We start from the raw sequence: 20,457 nt of genomic DNA on the forward strand, positions 1-20,457 counted from the left end.
CATGAAGATTATTTACATGGACAACAACGCCACCACCCGGGTGGACCCGGCGGTGTTCGAGGAAATGAAGCCCTATTTCTGCGATCTTTACGGCAACCCCTCGTCCATGCACCGCTTCGGCGGACAGGTGGGCATCAGGCTTCGCGAGGCGCGCGCCCGGGTGGCCGCCCTGCTCCACTGCGAGCCAGACGAGATCATCTTCACCTCCTGCGGCTCGGAGTCGGACAACACGGCCATCCGCTCGGCCCTGTCGGCCCAGCCCGACAAGCGGCACATCATCACCACCCGCGTGGAGCACCCGGCCATCCTCAGCCTCTGCAAGTTCCTGGAGAAAAAGGAAGGCTACGACGTCACCTGCCTCGGCACCGACGAGAACGGCCGCCTCGACCTCGACGAATACCGCGAGGCCATCCGGCCAGACACTGCCATCGTCTCGGTCATGTGGGCCAACAACGAGACCGGCAACATCTATCCGGTGGAGGAGATGGCCGCCATCGCCAGGAAACGCGGCGTGGTCTTCCACACCGACGCGGTCCAGGCCGTAGGCAAGATCCCCATCGACCTCGGGGCCACACCCATCGACATGCTCTCGCTTTCGGGCCACAAGCTTCACGCGCCCAAGGGCGTTGGCGCGCTCTTCGTGCGCAAGCGGCTACCGTTTCGCCCCTTTCTCATCGGCGGCCACCAGGAGCGCAGCCGCCGGGCCGGAACCGAGAACACCACCGGCATCATCGCCCTGGGCAAGGCGTGCGAACTGGCCATGGCCCACATGGACGAGGAAAACACCACGGTCAAGGCGCTGCGCGACCGGCTGGAAACCGGGCTGCTGGAGCGAATTCCCGACGCCATCATCAACGGCGACAGGAGCAACCGGCTGCCCAACACCACCAACATCTCCTTCGGCTATGTGGAGGGCGAGGCCATCCTGCTGATGATGGACCAGATGGGCATCTGCGCCAGCTCCGGCTCGGCCTGCACCTCGGGCAGCCTGGAACCCTCGCACGTGCTGCGCGCCATGGGCGTGCCCTTCACCTTTGCCCACGGCTCCATCCGCTTCAGCCTGAGCCGCTTCAACACCGAGGCCGAGGTGGACTCCGTGCTCGTCACCCTGCCCACCGTCATCGAAAATCTGCGCAAGCTCTCGCCCTTTTCGGCCGGAAAGACTGCGCCAGCCTGCACCAAGTCGTTTTCGGAGTAGCCATGAAAATAGCCCCCAAAATAGCCAATGACATGACAGAACTGGTGGGCCGAACCCCGCTGGTGCGCCTGAACCGCCTCGGCAGCGACCTCGGGGCCACCCTGGTGGCCAAGCTCGAATTCAACAACCCCTGCGCCTCGGTCAAGGACCGCATCGCCAAGAGCATGATCGAGGCGGCCATGGCCGATGGCCGCGTCACCCGGGAAACGGTCCTGGTGGAACCCACCAGCGGCAACACCGGCATCGGCCTCGCCTTCATCTGCGCGGTCAAGGGGCTCAGGCTGATCCTGACCATGCCCGAGAGCATGAGCGTCGAGCGGCGCAAGCTTTTGACCGGCTTCGGGGCCGAGCTGGTGCTCACCCCGGCCGACCAGGGCATGAAAGGAGCCATCGCCAGGGCCGAAGAAATCGTGGCCGCCACGGAAAACGCCTTCATGCCAATGCAGTTCGAGAACGAGGCCAACCCGGCCGCCCACCGCAGGACCACGGCCGAGGAAATCTGGGCCGACACCGACGGTGCGGTGGACATCTTCGTGGCCGGGGTCGGCACCGGCGGCACCATCACCGGCGTGGCCGAAGTGCTCAAGGAGCGCAAGCCCGGCGTCAAAGCCGTGGCCGTGGAGCCGACCGACTCGCCTGTGCTCTCCGGCGGCAAGGCCGGTCCGCACAAGATTCAGGGCATCGGCGCGGGCTTCGTGCCCGGGGCGCTCAACACGGCCATCATAGACGAGATCATCACCGTGGACAACGACACCGCCTTCGGGACCGCCAGACGGCTGATCCGCGAGGAGGGCATCCTGTGCGGCATCTCCTCGGGCGCCAACTGCGCCGCGGCCCTTGAGCTGGCCGCCCGCGAGGAGAATGCGGGGAAGATGATTGTCTTCATCGTCTGCGACACGGGCGAGCGCTATCTCAGCACTGCCCTCTTCGAGCAGGAACAATCATGACCGAACACGACTACACCCTGGCCGACGTGGTGGCCCTGCTCACGGAGTCCGGCGACAACGGCCCGGCCTCGCACCGCTACGCCGACGACGTGCCCATGCCGTCCATCGAGATCCTCACCGAGATTGTTCAGGACCTGCGCTGCGTCCTGTTCCCGGGCTATTTCGGCCCCTCCGAGATCACGCCGGACACCATGCCCTACTACATCGGCTCCACCCTGGACCGGGTCAAGCGGCGACTGGCCGACCAGATCAACCGGGGCTACTGTTTCGTCTGCGACAAGACCCAGGTGGACGCCTGCCAGGACTGCGAGGCCAAGGCCAAACGCATGGCCCACCAGTTCATCACCACCCTGCCGCGCATCCGCAAGCTCCTGCTCATCGATGTGGAGGCCGCCTACGACGGCGACCCGGCGGCCAAGACCCACGGCGAGACCATCTTCTGCTACCCGTCGGTACGCGCCCTGACCAACTACCGGGTGGCCCACGAACTCTACAAGCTCAACGTGGACATCATCCCCCGCATCATTGGCGAGATGGCCCACTCGGACACCGGCATCGACATCCACCCCGGCGCCACCATCGGCAAGGGGTTCTTCATGGACCACGGCACGGGCACGGTCATCGGCGAAACCTGCGTCATCGGCAACAACGTGCGCGTCTACCAGGGCGTCACCCTGGGGGCCAAGAGCTTCCCCAAGGGTGACGACGAGCGGCTGATCAAGGGATTGCCCCGCCACCCCATCGTGGAGGACGACGTGATCATCTATGCGGGAGCCACCATTCTGGGCCGGGTGACCATCGGCAAGGGCGCGGTCATCGGCGGCAACGTCTGGATCACCCGCGATGTGCCGCCCGGCTCCCAGGTCGTCCAGTCGCGTGTGCTGCAACAGTCCTTCGTGGACGGCGGCGGCATCTGATCCACGCAGTCAAAATGAAAAGAGGGCGACACGGGTCGCCCTCTTTTTTTCCGTGTCGGCTCCGTCGGTCTATTTTTCCAGCTCGGAAACCAGCGAGGCCACGGGACGGCCCGTAGGCGTGGTGGCCGACGGGTCGATGGCCAGCACCTGGCGCCACGCCTTGAGGGCGTTCTCCCTGTCGCCGAGGTCGTGCAGGTAGACCACCCCCATGTTGAAGCGCGCCGTGACATGGGCAGTGTCCAGGCTGGCTGCATGGCTGAAGGCGTCGATGGCCTTGTCGAATTGCTCCATGCGTCGATACATGACGCCCAGGTCCGACCAGACGCCGGGCCGCATGGGCGCGAGCTCCACCGCGCGCTCATAGGCAGCGGCGGCCTTGGCGGGCAGGTCGTGGTCGAAACAGTAATTGCCCAGCGCCACCCAGGCGTCCGCGTTGGTTGGGTCCGCAGCCGTGTCCGCCTCAAGCCGGGCCAAGGTGGCCGGGTCGGCCGCGTGGGACTCGGTCTGGGAAGCGGCCGGGCCGGGAGCGCCGGACATGATCGCCTGCCGCCCGCCGCGCTGCTCCACATAGATCATGGTCAGCGCGTTGCCCAGGAAAGCGCCCGCAAGCAGGGCCACGACCACCAGCAGAATGCATGATGACCTCCTGACATACTGCTGCCGCGCCTCATCCGCTTCCCGTTCTTTCTTGTGTTTTCCCATGAATTCTCCTGATCGCGTGGGGTTGTCGGGTTCATCCGCCAGGACGGACCCATCCCCTACCAGATTCGCAGCCGGGAGACCAGCGCCAAAGGCCATCGCAACCAGCCACCGGCAATGACGAAATCCTTGCGAGACTTGACTTCCGGGCCGGGTTGTACCACTGTACCCCGACTCATTTGAGGGGACCACATTCTTTCATAGAAATATATCGCGTCGGAGGACCGAAGACCCATGAGCGACTACAAAGACACCCTGCTCCTGCCCCAGACCGCCTTCCCCATGAAGGCCAATCTCAAGCAACGCGAGCCAGAGATGCTCAAGTTCTGGGAAACGATCGGGGCCTACGAGCGCATGGTCGCCGCCGGAGACCCCGACGACACCTATGTCCTGCACGACGGTCCGCCCTACGCCAATGGGCACATCCACATGGGCACGGCCCTGAACAAGGTGCTCAAGGACATCGTGGTCAAGTCGCGCAACATGCAGGGCCAGACCGCCCACTATGTGCCGGGCTGGGACTGTCACGGCCTGCCCATCGAACACAAGGTGGAACAGGAACTCAAGAAGAAGAACAAGGAACTCGACACCCTGACCATCCGCAAGATCTGCCGTTCCTACGCGGCCAAATGGCTCGACGTGCAGCGCGGCGAGTTCAAGCGACTGGGAGTGCTCGGCACCTGGGACGCCCCGTACATGACCATGGACCCGCAGTACGAGGCGGCCACGGCCCGCGAACTGGGCCGCTTCATGGAGCGCGACGGCGTGGTGCGCGGCAAGAAGCCCATCTACTGGTGCTGCGACTGCCGCACCGCCCTGGCCGAGGCCGAGGTGGAATACGAGGACCACAAATCGCCGTCCATCTATGTCCGCTTCCCCATGGCCGACCCAAAGGCCCGAGAGCTGGCCGACCTGGACGTGAACAGGCTCTTCATCCTCATCTGGACCACCACCCCCTGGACCATCCCGGACAACATGGCCGTGGCCGTGCACCCCGAGTTCGACTACGTGGTGGTCGAGGCGGGCGGCGACTTCTATGTCCTGGCCGAGGGGCTGCTCGAAGACTGCGCCGCCAAGTTCGGCTGGACCGACCATAACGTGCTGGCCACGGTCAAGGGCGCGCAGCTTGAGGGCCTCAAGGCCAAGCACCCCATCTACGACCGCCAGTCCCCGGTGGTGCTGGCCGATTACGTCACCCTGGAAACCGGCACCGGCTGCGTCCACACCGCCCCGGGCCACGGCCGCGAGGACTTCGAGACCGGCCTCAAATACGGCCTGGAGGTCTACTCGCCCATGAACGACCGGGGCGAGTTCCTGCCCGAGGTGGAGCATTTCGCCGGGCTCAATGTCTGGGGCGCCAATCCGAAGGTCATCGAAAAACTTGAGGAACTTGGCAACCTGATGACCTCGCGCCAGATCGCCCACTCCTATCCGCACTGCTGGCGCTGCAAGCAGCCGGTCATCTTCCGCGCCACCACCCAGTGGTTCATCGGCATGGACGAGAACGACCTGCGCACCCGCGCCCTGGACGCCATCCGAAACAAGGTGCAATGGATTCCGGCCTGGGGCGAGGAGCGCATCCACAGCATGATCGCCAGCCGCCCTGACTGGTGCATCTCGCGCCAGCGCAACTGGGGCGTGCCCATTTCGGCCCTCATCTGCGAGGAATGCGACGAGACCTGGTTCGACGCCAAGTGGGTCTACGCCATCTGCGAGAAGTACGCCACGCACGAAACCGGCTGCGACTACTGGTTCGAGGCCCCCATCGAGGACCTTGTCCCGGCCGGGTTGACCTGCTCCAAGTGCGGCGGCAGCCACTGGAAGCGCGAGACGGACATCCTCGATGTCTGGTTCGACTCCGGCACCAGCTACGCCGCCGTGGTCGAGCGCCGCGCCGAAACCCGGTTCCCGGCCGACCTGTACCTCGAGGGCTCGGACCAGCATCGCGGCTGGTTCCACAGCTCGCTGCTCGCCTCGGTGGGCACCCGCGACCTGCCGCCCTACAGGGCCGTGCTCACCCACGGCTACGTGGTCGATGCCGATGGCCGCAAGATGTCCAAATCCATCGGCAACGTCATCGCGCCCCAGGAGATCATCGACAAGTTCGGCGCGGAAATCCTGCGCATGTGGGTCTCGGCCTCCAACTACCAGGAGGACATCCGCATCTCGGACGAAACCCTGAACCGGCTGGTGGACGCCTACCGGCGCATCCGCAACACCTGCCGCTACCTGCTCTCCAACCTCAACGACTTCGACCCGGCGAACCGGGTGGCCGTGGCCGACCTGCTGCCGCTGGACCGCTACGCCCTGGACATGGTCGCCAGGCGCCACGCAGCCATCGGTCAGGCCTACGTCAAATACGAATTCCACAAGGTCTACCACACCCTGCACAACCTCTGCGTGGTGGACCTCTCGTCCTTCTACCTCGACATCATCAAGGACCGACTCTATGTCGAGGAGCAAGGCGGCCTCAAGCGCCGCTCGGCCCAGACCGTGCTCTGGCAGACCCTGCTCATGCTCCTTGAGGACATGGCCCCGGTCCTCTCCTTCACCGCAGAGGAGGCGTTCCAGACCCTGCCAGAGGCCATCAAGGCGGACCTGGACCAGACCGACACGGTCTTTGCCCTGCGCTTCGCGCCCGACGAGGTCAATCTGCCCGCCGACGAGCGCGCCCGCTGGGACATGCTGGCCACCGTGCGCGGCGAGGTGAACAAGGCCATCGAACCCAAGCGCAAAGACCGCGTCATCGGCAAGTCCCTTGACGCCCATGTGACCCTCCATGCCACCGAGGCGGTGCGCGAACTGGTGGCGGCCGAGGATCTGGACGCGCGCGAGTTCTTCATCGTCTCCAAGATCACCCTGGCCGATGTGGCCGACCTCGCGGCTGACACCCCAATAGGCGTCTTTGTCGCCGAGGACGTGAAAGATCTGAAAATCGCGGTGGAGCCCGCGCCCGGCGTCAAATGCGAGCGGTGCTGGCGCATCAGCGAAGACCTGGGCACCGACCCGGCCCACCCGGCCGCCTGCCCGCGCTGCACCGCGGTCCTCAAGACCCTGGTCTAACCGCATGGACAGGTATCGTCTCGCGTCCCTGTGGGCGGCCCTGGTGGTCATCCTGGATCAGGCCACCAAGCTGTGGGTGGCCGCGACCATTGACCTGTGGACGGGATTTCCTGTCATCCCGGGCTTCTTCAACCTGGTCCACGTCACCAACCGGGGCGCGGCCTGGGGTTTTCTGGCCAGCGAGAGCATCGACTGGCAGCGCCCGCTGTTCATCGCGGTGACCCTCGTGGCCCTGGGGCTCATCGGCTACATGCTGCGCACGACCCCGGCCTCGGACCGCTGGATGATCACCGGCCTCGGGCTCATCGCCGGGGGTGCCGTGGGCAACCTCATCGACCGGATCCGGCTCGGCGCGGTCATCGACTTTCTGGACTTCTACCACGGATCGTTTCACTGGCCCGCCTTCAACGTGGCCGACTGCGCCTTGACCATAGGCGCGTGCTGCATCATTGTGTCCATGTTCTTCAACCGACGAAGCGCCGACTCCGCCTGAACCGGCACGCGCCAAGGAGTGTTTCGATGTTTGCCGACTTCTCCGCCTTGACCGCCACCCAATGGACCGTGATCCTGTCCATTCTCGGCATCTGCTTCGCCTTCAGCGCCTGGAGCATCCTCGACACCTGGAAACGGACATTCGAGTCCGCCAACGAGAAGATGCTCTGGATACAGCTGTGTATTTTTGTTCCAATTATCGGCTCTGTGGCGTATCTTTTTATCGGAAGAAAAAGAGGAAGCTCACGGTCATGACAAAAATATTCAAGATTATCCCGGCCCTTGTCGCCGTGCTGGTCATGCTCGCCGCCCTTGGCTGCGCCTCCAAGACCGACATGGAAACCCTCCAGGTCGAACGCCGTCAGGATCGCGACCGCATCAGGCAGTTGGAGGCCGAGCTTGAGGAATCGCGCCAGCAGATCAAGGCGGAAATCGAGGATTCGCAGTCTCCGGTACGTCAGCGTGCGGCGGACATGTGGGCCGAGATCCAAGCCATGCGCACGGACTTAGCCCGGCTCAGGGGCGATCTTGAGACCATGAACATGCGCCTGGACAGACAGGTGGGCGAGTCCAACTCCACCATGACCCTGTCCACCCTGGCCGGGCAGCTCGACGAAATCGAATTCGTGCTCGAAAACCAGCTCATGGTGGACCTCTCCAAGATTCGGCGGGAACGGGCCGCGAGCCTTGCCGCCACGGCCGTCCCTCTCGCGACACCTCTCGCGACAGGTCCTGTCACCACAGGACCGGCAGCGGCCGGACCGGAGCACGACGACGAGCCCGGCGAGACCAAGGGAGCCTCCGCCGATCCGGCCAAGGCCCTCTACGACAAGGCCTACGCCCTGTACAAGGAGAACCAGTTCGAGCGGGCCCGCTCCTACTGGGCCGAATTCACAGATACTTTCAAGAACCACACCTATGTCCCCAGCGCGGTCTTCTGGCAGGGACAATGCTACTTCCAGCTCAAGGACTACGCCCGTGCGGTGATCCTCTTCGAGGACGTCATCGAGAAATTCCCCAAGAGCGCCAAGTTCAAGTCCGCCCTGCTTCGGGCCGGTTTTTCCTGGGACTATCTGGGCAAGCCCGAGCTGGCGAAGATGCGCATGAACGAAGTGGTCAAGAAGTTCCCCGACTCGGTCGAGGCGACCCAGGCCAAGCGCTATCTGGAAAAGGCCAAATAACATCGGCGTCCACGACGACCATCTCAAACAGAATCAATCATGCAGGATCAATCATGCAGGATATAGTCAAGGGTTTCAGGAAGATAGTCTACCTCTCCTTCCCGCCGGAAGTGTCGGGACGGCCCGTGGTCTGCAACCTGACCCGGCTTTTCGACCTCAGCTTCAACATCCTCAAGGCGGACATCAGCCCCCGCCACGAGGGGACCATGACCCTGGAGGTCTCCGGTCTTGAGGAGTCCTTTCACAAGGGCATCGGGTATCTCAAGGAAAACGGCATCCGCATCACCCCGGTGGCCCACAAGATTTTCCGCAACGAGGAATCGTGCATCCACTGCGGCATGTGCACGGCCATGTGCCCCACCGATGCCCTGATGCTCGATCCGGGCACCCGGCTGGTCATCTTCGATGTGGACAAATGTTCGGCCTGCGGCATGTGTACCCGGGTCTGCCCGGTCAAGGCCATGACCCTCGACCTCAAGGACGACAGAAACTAGACCGCCCACGGGAGGACGCCGCCATGAGCGACCAAAAGCGAACATTCTCGCGCGTACCGGTACGTCTCAAGGGATATGCCAGGATCATGAGGGACATTAAGTCCCCGCCAATGTTCACTGGCGACGGCCCTGGCGACGCGGCCAGTTGCGATACCCTCTTTCGAGGAAGCAAGCTACCGGAAGACCTGACGAACTTCCTCCTCGAAATGAACCGCAAGCTCGACAGGATTCTCGGCGTGCTCAGCCAGAAGGGCCTGCGCGACGACTTCCCCCTGGACCTTGAGATCCTGGAGCTTTCGGCTGCGGGGATCAAGTTCCGCTCGCCCACCTCCTTTGCCATGAACACCCCCCTTGAGGTGGTGCTGATCCTCGGCCAGGTCCCCCTGCGCATGGCTGGCAGCAAGGGCCGCATCCGTGGCCTGGAGGAGGATACAGGCCTCTACCGCTTCGAATTCATAGACACCATGGGCTCAAGCATGGAAACCATCGTCCAATTCGTCTTCCAGCAGCAGCGCGAGCACATCCGAAAATCCAAAATGTAAACGCGGGAGAAGCAATGACCGGCAACGAAGAACTCGTCAAGGAGCTGATGGAAAAGGTCACGGACCAGCTTGTGGTCAGCCTGAGGGACACCATCTCCGCAGCGGTCGAGAGGGAGATCGCCAAAAGTCTCTCGAAATCCCTGCTCGAAGGCGAGTTCTACCGCAGAGTCAACGAGGACCTTCAGGAAGGGCTCAAGAAGATATATCATGAGGTCAAGGCGGCCAGGGGCGGCAGGGAAATCACCAGCATCGAGGCCGACTTCAATCCCGAGGAGCTGTTCAGCGAGACCTCGGACCAGCTCGACGCCGTGTTGCGGACCACCGAGAAGGCGGCCGTGGACATCATCGACATCGTCGAAAAGCTCCAGGACATGCAGACCACGGTGGCCAGAATCGTCAAGGGATTCGAGTCCGGCGGCGTCACCAAACAGGACCGCGTCCGGCTCAAGGAGATCAACGAGACCCTGGGCAACGACCTCTCCACCATCATGGTCACCCTGAGCTTTCAGGACCTTACCGGCCAGCGCATCAAGATCATCATCAACTCCATCCGCGAGGTGGAAAAGATCGTGCGCGAGGTCATACTCTCCACGGGGCTGATGATCCGCCAGCGGGAACAGGAGCCGGACAAGGACATAGACTCCCTGTCCGAGGACGCCAAGATTCAGGCCACCTCGAAGCTTCAGGGCCCCAGCGAAGGTGCCAGACAGGGCGACGTGGACGACCTGCTCGCCTCCCTGGGGCTTGACTGATCACCCGGCGACAGCACACAAAAAGGGGCCGCTCCGGAATCGTCCGGGGCGGCCCTTTGCCTTTGCGGGCAGGGGCTTCTTCACGTCAGCAGAAAAATGCCAGCCAAGCCGAGCAGGATGAAAAAGCCCATGGAATCGGTGATGGTGGTCAGGAAAATGCTCGACGCCTGGGCCGGGTCGCGCCCCATCTCCTTGAGTATCAGCGGTATTGACGCCCCGGCCAAGGCACCAAGGAGCATGTCCACGCCCAGGGCCAGCCCCAGGACCGAGGCCAGGTCGGCCTTGCCCGTGATGGCGTAGGCCACGGCAAAGACCAGAATCGAGATGATGACGCCGTTGAGCAGGCCGATGCGCATCTCGCGCAGCACGGCCAGCCATGCACGCTTGCGGTCGAACCGCTCCATGGCCATCTGGCGGATCATGACAGCCAGGGCCTGCTGCCCGGTGTTGCCCGCCTGATTGGCCACCAGGGGCATGAGCACGGCGAGCACGGCCATCTCGGCGATGTTGCCCTCGAAGAGATGGACAACCCAGGCCGAGACAGAGGAGAAAAGCACGTTGATGATCAGCCAGGGCAGGCGCATGCGCACGGAATACAGCCACGGGGAGTCCGTGGTCTCGTCCGCGCCCGCGCCGACCATGGCCTGCATGTCCTCGCTGGCCTCCTCGTGGATGATGTCGATGACGTCATCGACGGTGACCACGCCGAGCAACCGGTTGCCGAAATCGACCACTGGCACGGCCAGCAGGTTGTATCGGGCGATGAGGTGGGCCACCTCTTCCTTGTCCATGTTGTACCCGGCGGTGATCAGGCTCTGGGTCTTGACCAGATCCTTGAGCACGGCCCCGCGGCGGGCCAGGAGAATGTCGCGCAGGGAGACCACGCCCACCAGCCGGTCCTTCTGATCGGTGAGGTAGGCGTAGTACGGAATTTCCTTGTCCTCGACCTCGTCGCGGATCTTGGCGATGGCCTGATCCACGTTGAGGTCCTGGTCGAGGATGACCACCTCGGTGTTCATGACACCGCCGGCGGTATCGGGATCAAAGGTGAGCAGGGTCTTCAGTTCGGCCCGTTCCTCGGCCGGAACGCGGCTGAGCAAGGACAGACGCAGTTCCTCGTCGAGCCCCTTGAGCAGCGCGGTGGCGTCGTCGGGCGACATTTGCTCGACAATGAGCGCGCCAAGCCCCCGGTTGAGATTCTTGAACAGCTCGACCTGATCGTATTCGTCCATCTCCGCAATGGACTCGGCAGCGTCCCGAATGGGAAGCTGCTTGATGAATTTCACCTGCTCGGCGATGTCGAGCCCCTCGATGGTCTCGGCGGCGTCGGCCGGGTGCTGGACCTCGATTTCGACCGTGGATTCGGCCGGATTCGCGTCCTCGCGGGGGCGGATGTCCTCTTCGCTGCTCATGGGGAGGATTTCTAGCCCAATTCCCGGTTCAGGTCAAAGCGTTCGGGAAAAAGTCGTGTTATATCTTTGTGAATTCTTTCATCAGAGACCCCGACCTTGACGAAAGTGCGGCCGTGCCTTACTTGCGTTTCACGCCCCATGAACAACCCGCACCGAGCGAACCGGACACGATCATGCCCACGACCCTCTTTGATGAATTCTTTCAGGCAGAAGCCAGGATGTTTCTCCTGGCCACCATCCGCATCGCCCTGGCCGAGGACGGCTCGGACCTGACCTCCCTTGGCCTCTTTACCGAGGGAGACATGGCCCAGGCCATGATCGTGGCCAAGCAGGACACCGTGGTGGCCGGGCTGCCCATCATCCCCATGGTCCTTGAGTTCGGCGGCGATCAATGTCAGGTCCATCTCAACGTGGACGACGGCGAACGCGTCTCGGATGGCGCGATGGTGGCCGCGATGCGCGGCCCGGCCATCCAGTTGCTCAAGGCTGAGCGCGTGATCATGAATTTCCTGTGCCACCTCTCGGGTGTCGCCACCCTCACGGCCAAGTATGTGGAGGCGCTCAAGGGCACCAAGACCCAGCTCCTCGACACGCGCAAGACACTACCGGGGCTGCGCTTTCCAGAAAAATACGCCGTGCTCGCGGGCGGCGGCAAGAACCACCGCCTGACCCTCTCGGACATGCTCATGCTCAAGGACAACCACATCGACCGGGCCGGGAGCATCACCCGGGCCGTGGACGCCCTGCTGCGCGCCCATTCGCCCTGCCCGCCCATCGAGGTGGAGTGCCGGACCATCGAGGAGGTCGAAGAGGCCTGCCAATGCGAAATCCAGCGCATCATGCTCGACAACATGGACACCGAAACCATCAGGACCGCCCTTGGCATCATCCCGGAGACCATCGAAACCGAACTCAGCGGCAATGTCACCCTGGAAAACATCCGCGAGCTGGCAGAACTCGGGCCGGATTACATCTCGGTCGGCAGGCTGACGCACTCGGCCCATTCGTCTGATTTCAGCATGCAATTCGTGCCCTTAAGCTAAAAAGGAACATTGTGGAAAACTCCGTTCGCGATATCCTCGCCATCAAGGAGGCCATGGGCAGCCGACTCGCCATCCTCGGCCATCACTACCAGTCCGACGCGGTCATCGCCTTGACCGACATCCAGGGCGACTCGCTCGAACTCGCCCGCCGCATCGGCGATCTCGACGCCGAGCACATCGTCTTCTGCGGCGTGTTCTTCATGGCCGAATCCGCCGCCATCCTGCGCCGCCCGGGCCAGAAGATTCACATTCCAGACACCAACGCCACCTGCCCCATGGCCGACATGGCCGACGCCGGGCGTGTCGAGGCCGCCCTGAACATCCTCCAGGCGGACGGACGCACAATCATTCCGCTGACCTACGTCAACTCCTCGGCCGCGGTCAAAGGCGTGGTCGGCCGCTTCGGCGGCTCGGTCTGCACCTCGGCCAACGCGGCCACCATGCTCGCCTGGGCCATGGAGCGCGGCGACGGGGTGCTCTTCCTGCCCGACAAGCATCTGGCCATGAACACGGCCAACGCCCTGAACATTCCAGAGGGCGCGCGCGTCATCCTGCCCCAGGGCGTCATCGACGGCGACCCGCGACTGTTCATCGACCCGGCGACCGTGGCCGACAAGCGCCTCATGGTCTGGCCGGGCTACTGCCCCATCCACGAGAAATTCTCCGTGCAGACCGTGGCCGAGCTGCGCACCAGGAACCCGGACATCAAGATCGTGGTCCACCCCGAATGCGACCCGGCGGTGGTCCAGGCGGCTGACGGCAGCGGCTCCACCACCTATCTCATCAATTACGTCACCGAGGCCCCGGCCGGTTCCATCATCTCCATCGGCACCGAGATCAACCTCGTGTCGCGTCTAGCCAAGCGTTTCCCGGACAAGACCATCAAGCCCCTGTCCTTGAGCCAGTGCGACGACATGGCCAAGATCACCACCGACAATCTGGCCGCCCTGCTCAGGGGAATCGAGACCGCCACGCCCGTGGAAGTGGACGAGACGATCAAGACCCCGGCCCGGCTGGCCCTTCAGCGCATGCTCGACGCCTGCGCCTGAGAAAAGGCGACCCCATGGCCGAATCCGCAAGCACACCCCGCCAATCCTGCGACGCCCTGGTCATCGGCTCCGGCATAGCCGGGTCCGTGGCCGCCCTGACCCTGGCCGACCAGGGGGTGGACGTCATCCTCATCACCGCCGCCGACACCCTGACCCGGGGCAATACGGCCCTTGCCCAGGGCGGCATCGTCTACACCAGCGACGAGGACGACCCCAAGACTCTGGAGCGCGATATCCTCACTGCGGGCTGGGAGCAGAACTTCGGCCGGGCCGTGCGCTTCCTGTGCCGCCGGGGCCCGCAGGTGCTCCGCGATATTTTCCTCGACAAGTACAAGATCCCCTTCAACCAGCGAAAGCCCGGCGAATGGTACCTGACACGCGAGGGCGGCCACTCCCTGCCCCGCATCCTCTACTGCGACGACCACACCGGCCGGGACATCATGATCGTCCTGTGCGCCGAGATCGAGCGCCATGACAAGATCCGGGTGCTCACAAGGCGCACGGCCATCGACCTGCTGACCACCCAGCACCACGGCAACCACCTCGACTTCAAATACAATCTCGACAACCGCTGCGTGGGCGCCTACGCCTTCAACGAATCCACGGGCCAGGTGGAAACCATCATGGCCAAGTCCACCCTGCTGGCCACCGGGGGCATCGGGCAGGTGTACCTGCACACCACCAACACCTCCGGGTCCATCGGCTCGGCCATCGCCATGGCCCACCGGGCCGGGGTGCGGCTCATGAACTGCGAATACGTGCAGTTCCACCCCACGGCCCTGTATGGCGGCTCCCGGCGCGACGAACGGCGGTTCCTGGTGTCAGAGGCGGTGCGCGGCGAGGGCGCGGTGCTGGTCAACGCCCGGGGCGAACGGTTCATGCCCGGCTATGACCAGCGGGCCGACCTCGCCCCGCGCGACATCGTGGCCAGGGCGATCATGGACGAGATGCTTCACTCGGGGGACGACTGCGTTTTTCTCGACCTCTCAGGCATCAAGCACGACGTAACCACCCGTTTTCCAACCATCTATGAGCACTGCCGCCAGATCGGCGTGGACATGCGCCGCGACCTCGTGCCCGTGGTCCCGGCCGCCCACTACTTCTGCGGCGGGGTCATGGTGGACAACCACGGCCGCACCAGCCTTGATCGCCTCTACGCAGCCGGAGAGTGCAGCTGCACCGGCGTGCACGGGGCCAACCGGCTGGCCAGCACCTCGCTGCTGGAAGGCATGCTCTGGGGCTACAGCGCCGCCAACGACATGGCCGCGCGCATGCCGCGCAACGGCACGGCCAGCCGAAGGCTCAGCGAGAACATCCCGGACTGGGTCAGCCACGGCTGCATGCAGAACGAGGACCCGGCCCTCATCGCCCAGGACTGGGCCAACATCCGCAACACCATGTGGAACTACGTGGGCATCTCGCGCACCGAGAAACGGCTCATGCGCGCCTTCTCGGACCTGCGCAAGCTGACCAAGGACTTGCAGGACTTCTACCACGAGACCGTGCTCAGCAAGTCCCTCATCGACCTGTTCCACGGCTCCCAGACCGCCTACATCGTCACCCAGGCCGCCCTGCGCAACAAGCGGACCAGGGGCTGCCACTTCCGGGCCGATTGATCAGCCGCCCCGGCCAGACCACCCCTTCCAATCCGCCAAACAACCCCGCAACCGCCACACACCAACGACTCTGGAAAAAGTCTAGAGAATGTCCAGAACGCTGACGGAGGAGGCTGGCGTGCCGACAGCTGCCACCTGTTGACTGTGGAACCTTGCGTGCTCCCCTTCCGGGTTACTTGCGCCAGAATTCCGGGACGAAGAGAACGATGACCGTGTAGATTTCGAGGCGGCCCAGGACCATGCACAGGGTCAGTGCCCACTTGGCGGTGTCTGACAGCCAGGCGTAGTTGTTCATCGGCCCCACCCCGCCGATGCCCGGACCGATGTTGCCGATGCAGGCCAGGGCAGCCGCAAAGGACGTGACCACATCCACGCCCGTGGCGGCCACCACGAAGGCGGCAAGGACGAAAAGCCCGAGCCAGAGGATGAAGAATCCCCACACACCGCGCAACACATCATCCTGCACCGCCACATGGCCCATCTTGACTCGGCTCACCGAGCGCGGATGAATGAGCCGGAACAGCTCCTGGTAGGAATGCTTGCACAAAAGCATGAGGCGCATCACCTTCATGCCCCCGGCCGTGGACCCGGCGCAGCCGCCCACGAACATGCAAAAAACCAGAACCGCCTGGGCGATGCCCGGCCACAGTTCGTAATCGGCCGTGGCGTATCCGGTGGTGGTCAGGATGGAGGCCACCTGAAAGGCGGTGTAGCGCACGGACTCGCCCACCGTGTCGTAGTCACCGGCGGCATGGACGGCCACGGTCAGGACCACGACGAAACACAGGACCATGACCGCGAACACCCGGCACTCGGGATTCCTGAGCATGGCCGAGGGTTTCCCCTTGAGCAGCAGATAATGCAGGGAGAAGTTGATGCCCGCTATGAGCATGAAGACGGTGATGACGCCGTCGATGAAGGCGCTGTCAAAGGCGGCCACCGAGGCGTTGCGGGTGGAGAACCCGCCGGTGGCCATGGTGCCGAAGGTGTGGCACAGGGCGTCGAAGAGGTCCATGCCCCCCAGCATGAGCAATGCGGTCTGCACCGCGCTGAACACGAGATAGACCTTCCACAGGGTCACGGCCGTGTCCTTGATGCGCGGCTTGAGCTTGTCCGGCGCCGGGCCGGGCACCTCGGCCCGGTAGAGCTGCATACCGCCCACCCCGAGAAACGGCAGGATGGCCAGGGAGAGGACGATAATGCCCATGCCGCCCAGCCAGTGCGTCAGGCTGCGCCAGAAGAGGATGCCCCGGGGCACGGCCTCGATATCCGTGAGCACGGACGCCCCGGTGGTGCTGAAGCCTGAGAGGGACTCGAACACGCAATCCACCACCGAATCAAAGGTGCCGCCGAGGTAGAACGGCAGCCCGCCAAAGGCCCCGGCCGCGAACCAGCCCAGGGCCACAATGGCCATGCCCTCGCGATGGGTCATGGCCCCGCGCGAGGCGACCGGATCGCGAAAGGCGAAGAAGAACAACGCGCCAGAGGCCACGGTGATGCCCATGGACTGGGCCAGGGGCCAAGCCGTGCCGTCGCCGTAGTACACGCCCCAGGTTAACGGCAAGACCATGGTCAGCCCGACGCAGGCCACCAGCGCGCCGATGACATGCAACACGTACCGCCAGCGCATCTAGAAGAACTCCACCTTGGTGGTCAGGGCCTTCTCCACCTTGGGGATGTTGGGCCGGGTGGAGATGATCAGCAACCGATCCAGCGGCTCGATGACCGTATCGCCCCGGGGAATGACCACCGTGTCGCCGCGCTGGAAGCAGAGGACCAGACAGCCGCGCGGCAGGTCCAGGTCCATGATGGCCTTGCCCACGATGGGCGAATTCTCCTGGGCGATGGCCTCCAGCGCCTCGGCCTGCTCGCCCTTGATGCTGACCGTGGATATTATCTTGCCGCGCCGGATGAAATGGAGCAGCGAGTTGATGGCCGAGAGCCTGGGGCAGACTGCGTAGTCGATGCCGATTGGCTCGATCAGGGGCAGGTATCCGAAATTGTTGACCCGTGTGATGGTGCGTTTGGCTCCCAGGCTCTTGGCCAGCAGGCAGGAGAGGATGTTGCTCTCCTCGTCGCCGGTCACGGCGATGACCATGTCCATGTCCTGGATGTTCTCCTCGCGCAGCATCTCCTGATCCGTGGAATCGCCCATGAGCACGATGGGCCGGTCGAGCCGCTCGGAGAGGTATTCGCACCGCTTCTGGCTGCGATCCAGCACCCGGGTGTGGAAGAACTTGTTGTCCAGCGCCTTGGCCAGCTTGTAGCCGATGTTGCCGCCGCCCATGATCATGACCTCGCGCACCGGATCGGTCTCCACGCCAAGGCGGCTCAGCACCTCGTCCTGGTCGATGATGTCACAGGCGAAATAGACCACGTCGCCGCGCATGATGCGGTCCTGGCCGCGCGGGATGATCAGTTCGCCATCGCGCACCAGGGCGGCGATGACCACGCGCAGGTCATCGCCCATGACCTCGCGCAACTGCATCAGACGCATGCCCACCACCGGGCTGTCGTCGGGCAGGTTGATGCCCACGAGGCGGATCTTGCCGTCGGCGAAGTCGTTGATCTCCACGGCCCCGGGCACGCTCATGAGGCGCAGCACCGAGTTGACCACCTCCTCGTCGGGATTGATGATCTTGGTGATGCCCGCGCCCTCGGTGAGCAGATGCCTGTAGTTGGCGTACATGCTGCTGCGGATGCGGGCCAGCTTGGTCGCCTTGCTGCCAAGGGTGTTGGCGAAGAAGCAGCTGATGAGGTTGATCTCGTCGCTGTCGGTGACCGCCAGCAGGATGTCCGCCTTGACGATGCCCGCCTGCTCCAGCACCTCGGGGCTGCTGCCCGAGCCCTGAACGGTCTGCACGTCGGCCGACTCGGCCACCCTGCGCAGGGCGTCGGCGCTGCTGTCGATGACCAGCACTTCCTTGTGTTCGTCGGCCAGCCGCCTGGCGATATGGTAGCCCACCTCGCCCGCTCCGATGATGATGATTCGCACCGTGAATTTCCTCCTGCCGCCCCGGGTGTGCGACCCCTGCCTTGTACGCCGGTTTTCCGGCTCCTGCAACATGGCACTTCCCGGAAATGCGAACCGGCACGGCATGACAAAGCCGGAGCCGCCCCGCCTGGCGGGCCAGCTCCGGCTTGTGCAACACATTGATAAATCTATTTTATCGACGATCTCACCATTTCGATGCCCACCCGCTCCACGAACCGGGCGGTGCGCTCGCGCTGCTTGGCCTCCCGCTCGTAGCAGGCCAGGGCCGCGCCGATGACGCGCAGGGCCTCGTCCTCGTCCAGGTTCTCGGCCAGTTCGTCGCCGATACGCACCCGCTTGCCCGCATTGCCGCCAAAGACCACGGTCCAGCCGTGCTTCTTGCCCACCAGCCCGATGTCGCGCACAAAGCTCTCGGAACAGCACATGGAGCAGCCCGAGACCCCGGCCTTGACCTTGGCGGGCAGGCTGAGGGTATTCAGAAACTCCTCAAGTTTGGTACCCATTGCCATGGAATCCTGCATGGCCAGACGACAGGCCGTGGTGCCCGGGCACGCCTGGACATAGTATTTGCAAAACTCGCCCACCGGACCAAGGCGTCGGATGACCTCGTGGAGCCGGTCGGCCGGAACGCCCTGGAGCTTGAGGCGCTGTCCGGCGGTGACGCGCACCCCGGACAGGCCGAACTCCTGGACAACCGAATTGATGATATTCAACTGTTCCAGGGTGATCCGGCCCAGCGCCACACGCGGGGTGATGGAATACAACCCCTCCTGACGCTGGGCCAGAACCCCTTCCGGCAATGGTTCGGTCTTCATCACATCTCCTTGACGCCGTGTTTTCCTCTCGTCTGCCGCGTCGACGCATTCATGCCGACACGTCCATGTTGACTCATCCGGGCCGCCGCATCAGATGGGCGGGGCGATGGTCACCAGCACGCGCATGTCCGTGGTGGCGCGCACCCCGTGCGGCTCGGCGATCAGCGAGACCAGCACGTCGCCGGGCCGGGCGGGCATGGTCGCGCCATCGGCCCCCAGGAACTCGCCTTCCCCTTCGAGGATGACCAGGGTCAGCTCCCCTTCCAGGTCGTGGGAGTGCACGGGCAGCTTTTGTCCGGCCTTGAAGTTGAAGTTGATCACCTTCATGTGCTCGGACTCGTGGGCCAGGTAGTTGGAAAAGGTCAGGTCCTTGAAGCCGTGTTCCTTGAACAGTTCTATCTTCTTCATGAAAGCCTCCCTGGGCTATGCGTTGAACGGCTCGGTACGAAGAATCCGGCCGTCGAGGGACACGATGACGCGCCGGGCGTTCACCGGAACGGACGCGCGCTTGATGGCGTGGGACAGGATGACGCTCATGGACGAGCAGCACGGCACCTCCATCTCCATGACGGTGATGGACTTGAGGTTGTTTGCCGCGATGATTGCCGCCAGCTTGTCCACGTATTCCTGCTGGTTGTCAAACTTGGGGCAGCCCATGAGCACCACCCGGCCGGGCAGGAAGTCCGCATGGTAGGCGGGCAGGGCCACGGGCACGCAGTCGGCGGTCAGCAGGAGGTCTGCCCCGCGCAGGAACGGCGCGGTGGGCGGCACGAGCCGAAGCTGCACCGGCCAATGGGAAAGAGCCGAGCCGCTCCCCTGCGCCGTGCCCGCAGCCCTGGCCGAGGGAATGTTGGCCCGCTCACACGGGGTCATGGTCCGCATGGCCGCGCCTGGGCAGCCGCCCATGGGCCGGGCCGAACCGGGGTCCAGGCGCAGACTCTCGGGCGAAGGCATGTGGTCCGGCACCGGGCGGCCCTGGGCCTTCAGGTGTTCGGCCACGGCCTCGGGGTCAAAATCCTCGGCCTCGCACTCGATCACCTTGAGCGCCCCGGTGGGGCAATCTCCCAGACAGGCGCCCAGGCCGTCGCAGTATTGTTCCTTCACCAGCCGGGCCTTGCCATCCACGATGGCCAGGGCACCCTCGGCGCAGGACGGGACGCACTCGCCGCATCCGTTGCACAGATCCTCGTCGATGCTGATCATTTTTCTCATGTAAGCCATGGTATCACCTCGCATGTTGCA

Annotated in this window: 20 protein-coding genes; 13 read left to right on the forward strand and 7 right to left on the reverse strand. The window is 64.0% G+C overall.

Translation table 11 applies throughout. The features are described from left to right. The first annotated feature begins 1 nt into the window (after position 1). From nifS to epsC, 3 genes are read left to right on the forward strand one after another with little or no spacing between them, the layout of a single operon-like run. Positions 2-1,198: a cysteine desulfurase NifS gene (gene nifS / locus QQS14_RS00770; protein ID WP_285904968.1), complete on the forward strand. Its 1,197-nt coding sequence runs from the start codon at positions 2-4 to the stop codon at positions 1,196-1,198. Between the two features lie 2 nt (positions 1,199-1,200). Continuing rightward, positions 1,201-2,145 carry a cysteine synthase A gene (cysK, locus tag QQS14_RS00775; protein ID WP_285904969.1) on the forward strand — a complete coding sequence of 315 codons (945 nt, stop codon included), beginning with the start codon at positions 1,201-1,203 and terminating at the stop codon, positions 2,143-2,145. Further along, positions 2,142-3,062 carry a serine O-acetyltransferase EpsC gene (gene epsC / locus QQS14_RS00780; protein WP_285904970.1) on the forward strand — a complete coding sequence of 307 codons (921 nt, stop codon included), beginning with the start codon at positions 2,142-2,144 and terminating at the stop codon, positions 3,060-3,062. Before cysK ends, epsC begins: the two co-directional genes overlap by 4 nt. A gap of 69 nt (positions 3,063-3,131) precedes the next feature. Here the strand turns inward: epsC and QQS14_RS00785 are convergent, their stop codons facing one another. After that, positions 3,132-3,764, reverse strand: coding sequence for a tetratricopeptide repeat protein (locus QQS14_RS00785; RefSeq protein ID WP_285904971.1), 633 nt, complete (start codon positions 3,762-3,764; stop codon positions 3,132-3,134). A gap of 231 nt (positions 3,765-3,995) precedes the next feature. Here QQS14_RS00785 and ileS point away from each other — a divergent pair, with 231 nt between their 5' ends. The 7 genes from ileS to QQS14_RS00820 all read left to right on the forward strand — a co-directional run bounded on the left by ileS (position 3,996) and on the right by QQS14_RS00820 (position 10,285). Further along, entirely contained in the window at positions 3,996-6,824 is a 2,829-nt protein-coding gene (gene ileS / locus QQS14_RS00790; RefSeq protein ID WP_285904972.1) for an isoleucine--tRNA ligase, read from the forward strand. Positions 6,825-6,828: 4 nt separating this feature from the next. Continuing rightward, positions 6,829-7,317 (forward strand): signal peptidase II, encoded by a 489-nt coding sequence (lspA, locus tag QQS14_RS00795; RefSeq protein ID WP_285904973.1) that lies wholly within the window; start codon positions 6,829-6,831, stop codon positions 7,315-7,317. Between the two features lie 26 nt (positions 7,318-7,343). Further along, the gene (locus QQS14_RS00800) at positions 7,344-7,571 is read left to right on the forward strand and encodes a PLD nuclease N-terminal domain-containing protein (RefSeq protein ID WP_285904974.1); all 228 of its coding nucleotides are present in this window, start codon (positions 7,344-7,346) and stop codon (positions 7,569-7,571) included. Further along, complete coding sequence (locus QQS14_RS00805) at positions 7,568-8,497, forward strand: tetratricopeptide repeat protein (RefSeq protein ID WP_285904975.1); 930 nt, start codon at positions 7,568-7,570, stop codon at positions 8,495-8,497. The genes QQS14_RS00800 and QQS14_RS00805 overlap by 4 nt, the downstream gene beginning before the upstream one ends. 53 nt (positions 8,498-8,550) lie before the next feature. Further along, positions 8,551-8,991 (forward strand): NIL domain-containing protein, encoded by a 441-nt coding sequence (locus tag QQS14_RS00810; protein ID WP_285904976.1) that lies wholly within the window; start codon positions 8,551-8,553, stop codon positions 8,989-8,991. Positions 8,992-9,077: 86 nt separating this feature from the next. After that, the gene (locus QQS14_RS00815) at positions 9,078-9,533 is read left to right on the forward strand and encodes a PilZ domain-containing protein (protein ID WP_285904977.1); all 456 of its coding nucleotides are present in this window, start codon (positions 9,078-9,080) and stop codon (positions 9,531-9,533) included. Positions 9,534-9,547: 14 nt separating this feature from the next. Then, positions 9,548-10,285: a protein phosphatase CheZ gene (locus tag QQS14_RS00820; RefSeq protein WP_285904978.1), complete on the forward strand. Its 738-nt coding sequence runs from the start codon at positions 9,548-9,550 to the stop codon at positions 10,283-10,285. 80 nt (positions 10,286-10,365) lie between these two features. Here QQS14_RS00820 and mgtE read toward each other — a convergent pair whose 3' ends face one another. Further along, a complete protein-coding gene (gene mgtE, locus QQS14_RS00825) occupies positions 10,366-11,697 on the reverse strand; it encodes a magnesium transporter (protein WP_285904979.1) in 1,332 nt (443 codons plus the stop codon). A gap of 173 nt (positions 11,698-11,870) precedes the next feature. Here mgtE and nadC point away from each other — a divergent pair, with 173 nt between their 5' ends. Genes nadC through nadB form a run of 3 tightly spaced genes read left to right on the forward strand, consistent with a single transcriptional unit; the run spans position 11,871 to position 15,405 of the window. Continuing rightward, complete coding sequence (gene nadC, locus QQS14_RS00830; protein ID WP_285904980.1) at positions 11,871-12,740, forward strand: carboxylating nicotinate-nucleotide diphosphorylase; 870 nt, start codon at positions 11,871-11,873, stop codon at positions 12,738-12,740. Positions 12,741-12,751: 11 nt separating this feature from the next. After that, on the forward strand, positions 12,752-13,789 hold the full coding sequence (gene nadA / locus QQS14_RS00835; RefSeq protein ID WP_285904981.1) for a quinolinate synthase NadA: 1,038 nt from the start codon (positions 12,752-12,754) through the stop codon (positions 13,787-13,789). A 14-nt stretch (positions 13,790-13,803) separates the two neighbouring features. Further along, positions 13,804-15,405 (forward strand): L-aspartate oxidase, encoded by a 1,602-nt coding sequence (nadB, locus tag QQS14_RS00840; protein ID WP_285904982.1) that lies wholly within the window; start codon positions 13,804-13,806, stop codon positions 15,403-15,405. Between the two features lie 172 nt (positions 15,406-15,577). Here the strand turns inward: nadB and QQS14_RS00845 are convergent, their stop codons facing one another. The 5 genes from QQS14_RS00845 to QQS14_RS00865 form a co-directional block, all read right to left on the reverse strand. Beyond that, positions 15,578-17,035: a TrkH family potassium uptake protein gene (locus QQS14_RS00845; protein ID WP_285904983.1), complete on the reverse strand. Its 1,458-nt coding sequence runs from the start codon at positions 17,033-17,035 to the stop codon at positions 15,578-15,580. Next, positions 17,036-18,400, reverse strand: coding sequence for a Trk system potassium transporter TrkA (gene trkA / locus QQS14_RS00850; RefSeq protein WP_285904984.1), 1,365 nt, complete (start codon positions 18,398-18,400; stop codon positions 17,036-17,038). Positions 18,401-18,567: 167 nt separating this feature from the next. Continuing rightward, positions 18,568-19,215: a nitrite/sulfite reductase domain-containing protein gene (locus QQS14_RS00855; RefSeq protein WP_285904985.1), complete on the reverse strand. Its 648-nt coding sequence runs from the start codon at positions 19,213-19,215 to the stop codon at positions 18,568-18,570. 90 nt (positions 19,216-19,305) lie between these two features. Continuing rightward, the gene (locus tag QQS14_RS00860) at positions 19,306-19,623 is read right to left on the reverse strand and encodes a cupin domain-containing protein (RefSeq protein ID WP_285904986.1); all 318 of its coding nucleotides are present in this window, start codon (positions 19,621-19,623) and stop codon (positions 19,306-19,308) included. Between the two features lie 15 nt (positions 19,624-19,638). Further along, positions 19,639-20,436 (reverse strand): ATP-binding protein, encoded by a 798-nt coding sequence (locus QQS14_RS00865; RefSeq protein WP_285904987.1) that lies wholly within the window; start codon positions 20,434-20,436, stop codon positions 19,639-19,641. Positions 20,437-20,457: the final 21 nt, after the last annotated feature.

The organism is Pseudodesulfovibrio pelocollis, from assembly GCF_030282845.1.
Taxonomy (GTDB): Bacteria; Desulfobacterota; Desulfovibrionia; order Desulfovibrionales; family Desulfovibrionaceae; genus Pseudodesulfovibrio; species Pseudodesulfovibrio pelocollis.

Bases quoted from the DNA above. Each gene is read 5' to 3' on its own strand.
- nifS (WP_285904968.1), top strand. From the start codon at position 2: ATGAAGATTATTTACATGGACAACAACGCCACCACCCGGGTGGACCCG.
- cysK (WP_285904969.1), top strand. From the start codon at position 1,201: ATGAAAATAGCCCCCAAAATAGCCAATGACATGACAGAACTGGTGGGC.
- epsC (WP_285904970.1), top strand. From the start codon at position 2,142: ATGACCGAACACGACTACACCCTGGCCGACGTGGTGGCCCTGCTCACG.
- QQS14_RS00785 (WP_285904971.1), bottom strand. From the start codon at position 3,764: ATGGGAAAACACAAGAAAGAACGGGAAGCGGATGAGGCGCGGCAGCAG.
- ileS (WP_285904972.1), top strand. From the start codon at position 3,996: ATGAGCGACTACAAAGACACCCTGCTCCTGCCCCAGACCGCCTTCCCC.
- lspA (WP_285904973.1), top strand. From the start codon at position 6,829: ATGGACAGGTATCGTCTCGCGTCCCTGTGGGCGGCCCTGGTGGTCATC.
- QQS14_RS00800 (WP_285904974.1), top strand. From the start codon at position 7,344: ATGTTTGCCGACTTCTCCGCCTTGACCGCCACCCAATGGACCGTGATC.
- QQS14_RS00805 (WP_285904975.1), top strand. From the start codon at position 7,568: ATGACAAAAATATTCAAGATTATCCCGGCCCTTGTCGCCGTGCTGGTC.
- QQS14_RS00810 (WP_285904976.1), top strand. From the start codon at position 8,551: ATGCAGGATATAGTCAAGGGTTTCAGGAAGATAGTCTACCTCTCCTTC.
- QQS14_RS00815 (WP_285904977.1), top strand. From the start codon at position 9,078: ATGAGGGACATTAAGTCCCCGCCAATGTTCACTGGCGACGGCCCTGGC.
- QQS14_RS00820 (WP_285904978.1), top strand. From the start codon at position 9,548: ATGACCGGCAACGAAGAACTCGTCAAGGAGCTGATGGAAAAGGTCACG.
- mgtE (WP_285904979.1), bottom strand. From the start codon at position 11,697: ATGAGCAGCGAAGAGGACATCCGCCCCCGCGAGGACGCGAATCCGGCC.
- nadC (WP_285904980.1), top strand. From the start codon at position 11,871: ATGCCCACGACCCTCTTTGATGAATTCTTTCAGGCAGAAGCCAGGATG.
- nadB (WP_285904982.1), top strand. From the start codon at position 13,804: ATGGCCGAATCCGCAAGCACACCCCGCCAATCCTGCGACGCCCTGGTC.
- QQS14_RS00845 (WP_285904983.1), bottom strand. From the start codon at position 17,035: ATGCGCTGGCGGTACGTGTTGCATGTCATCGGCGCGCTGGTGGCCTGC.
- QQS14_RS00855 (WP_285904985.1), bottom strand. From the start codon at position 19,215: ATGAAGACCGAACCATTGCCGGAAGGGGTTCTGGCCCAGCGTCAGGAG.
- QQS14_RS00860 (WP_285904986.1), bottom strand. From the start codon at position 19,623: ATGAAGAAGATAGAACTGTTCAAGGAACACGGCTTCAAGGACCTGACC.
- QQS14_RS00865 (WP_285904987.1), bottom strand. From the start codon at position 20,436: ATGGCTTACATGAGAAAAATGATCAGCATCGACGAGGATCTGTGCAAC.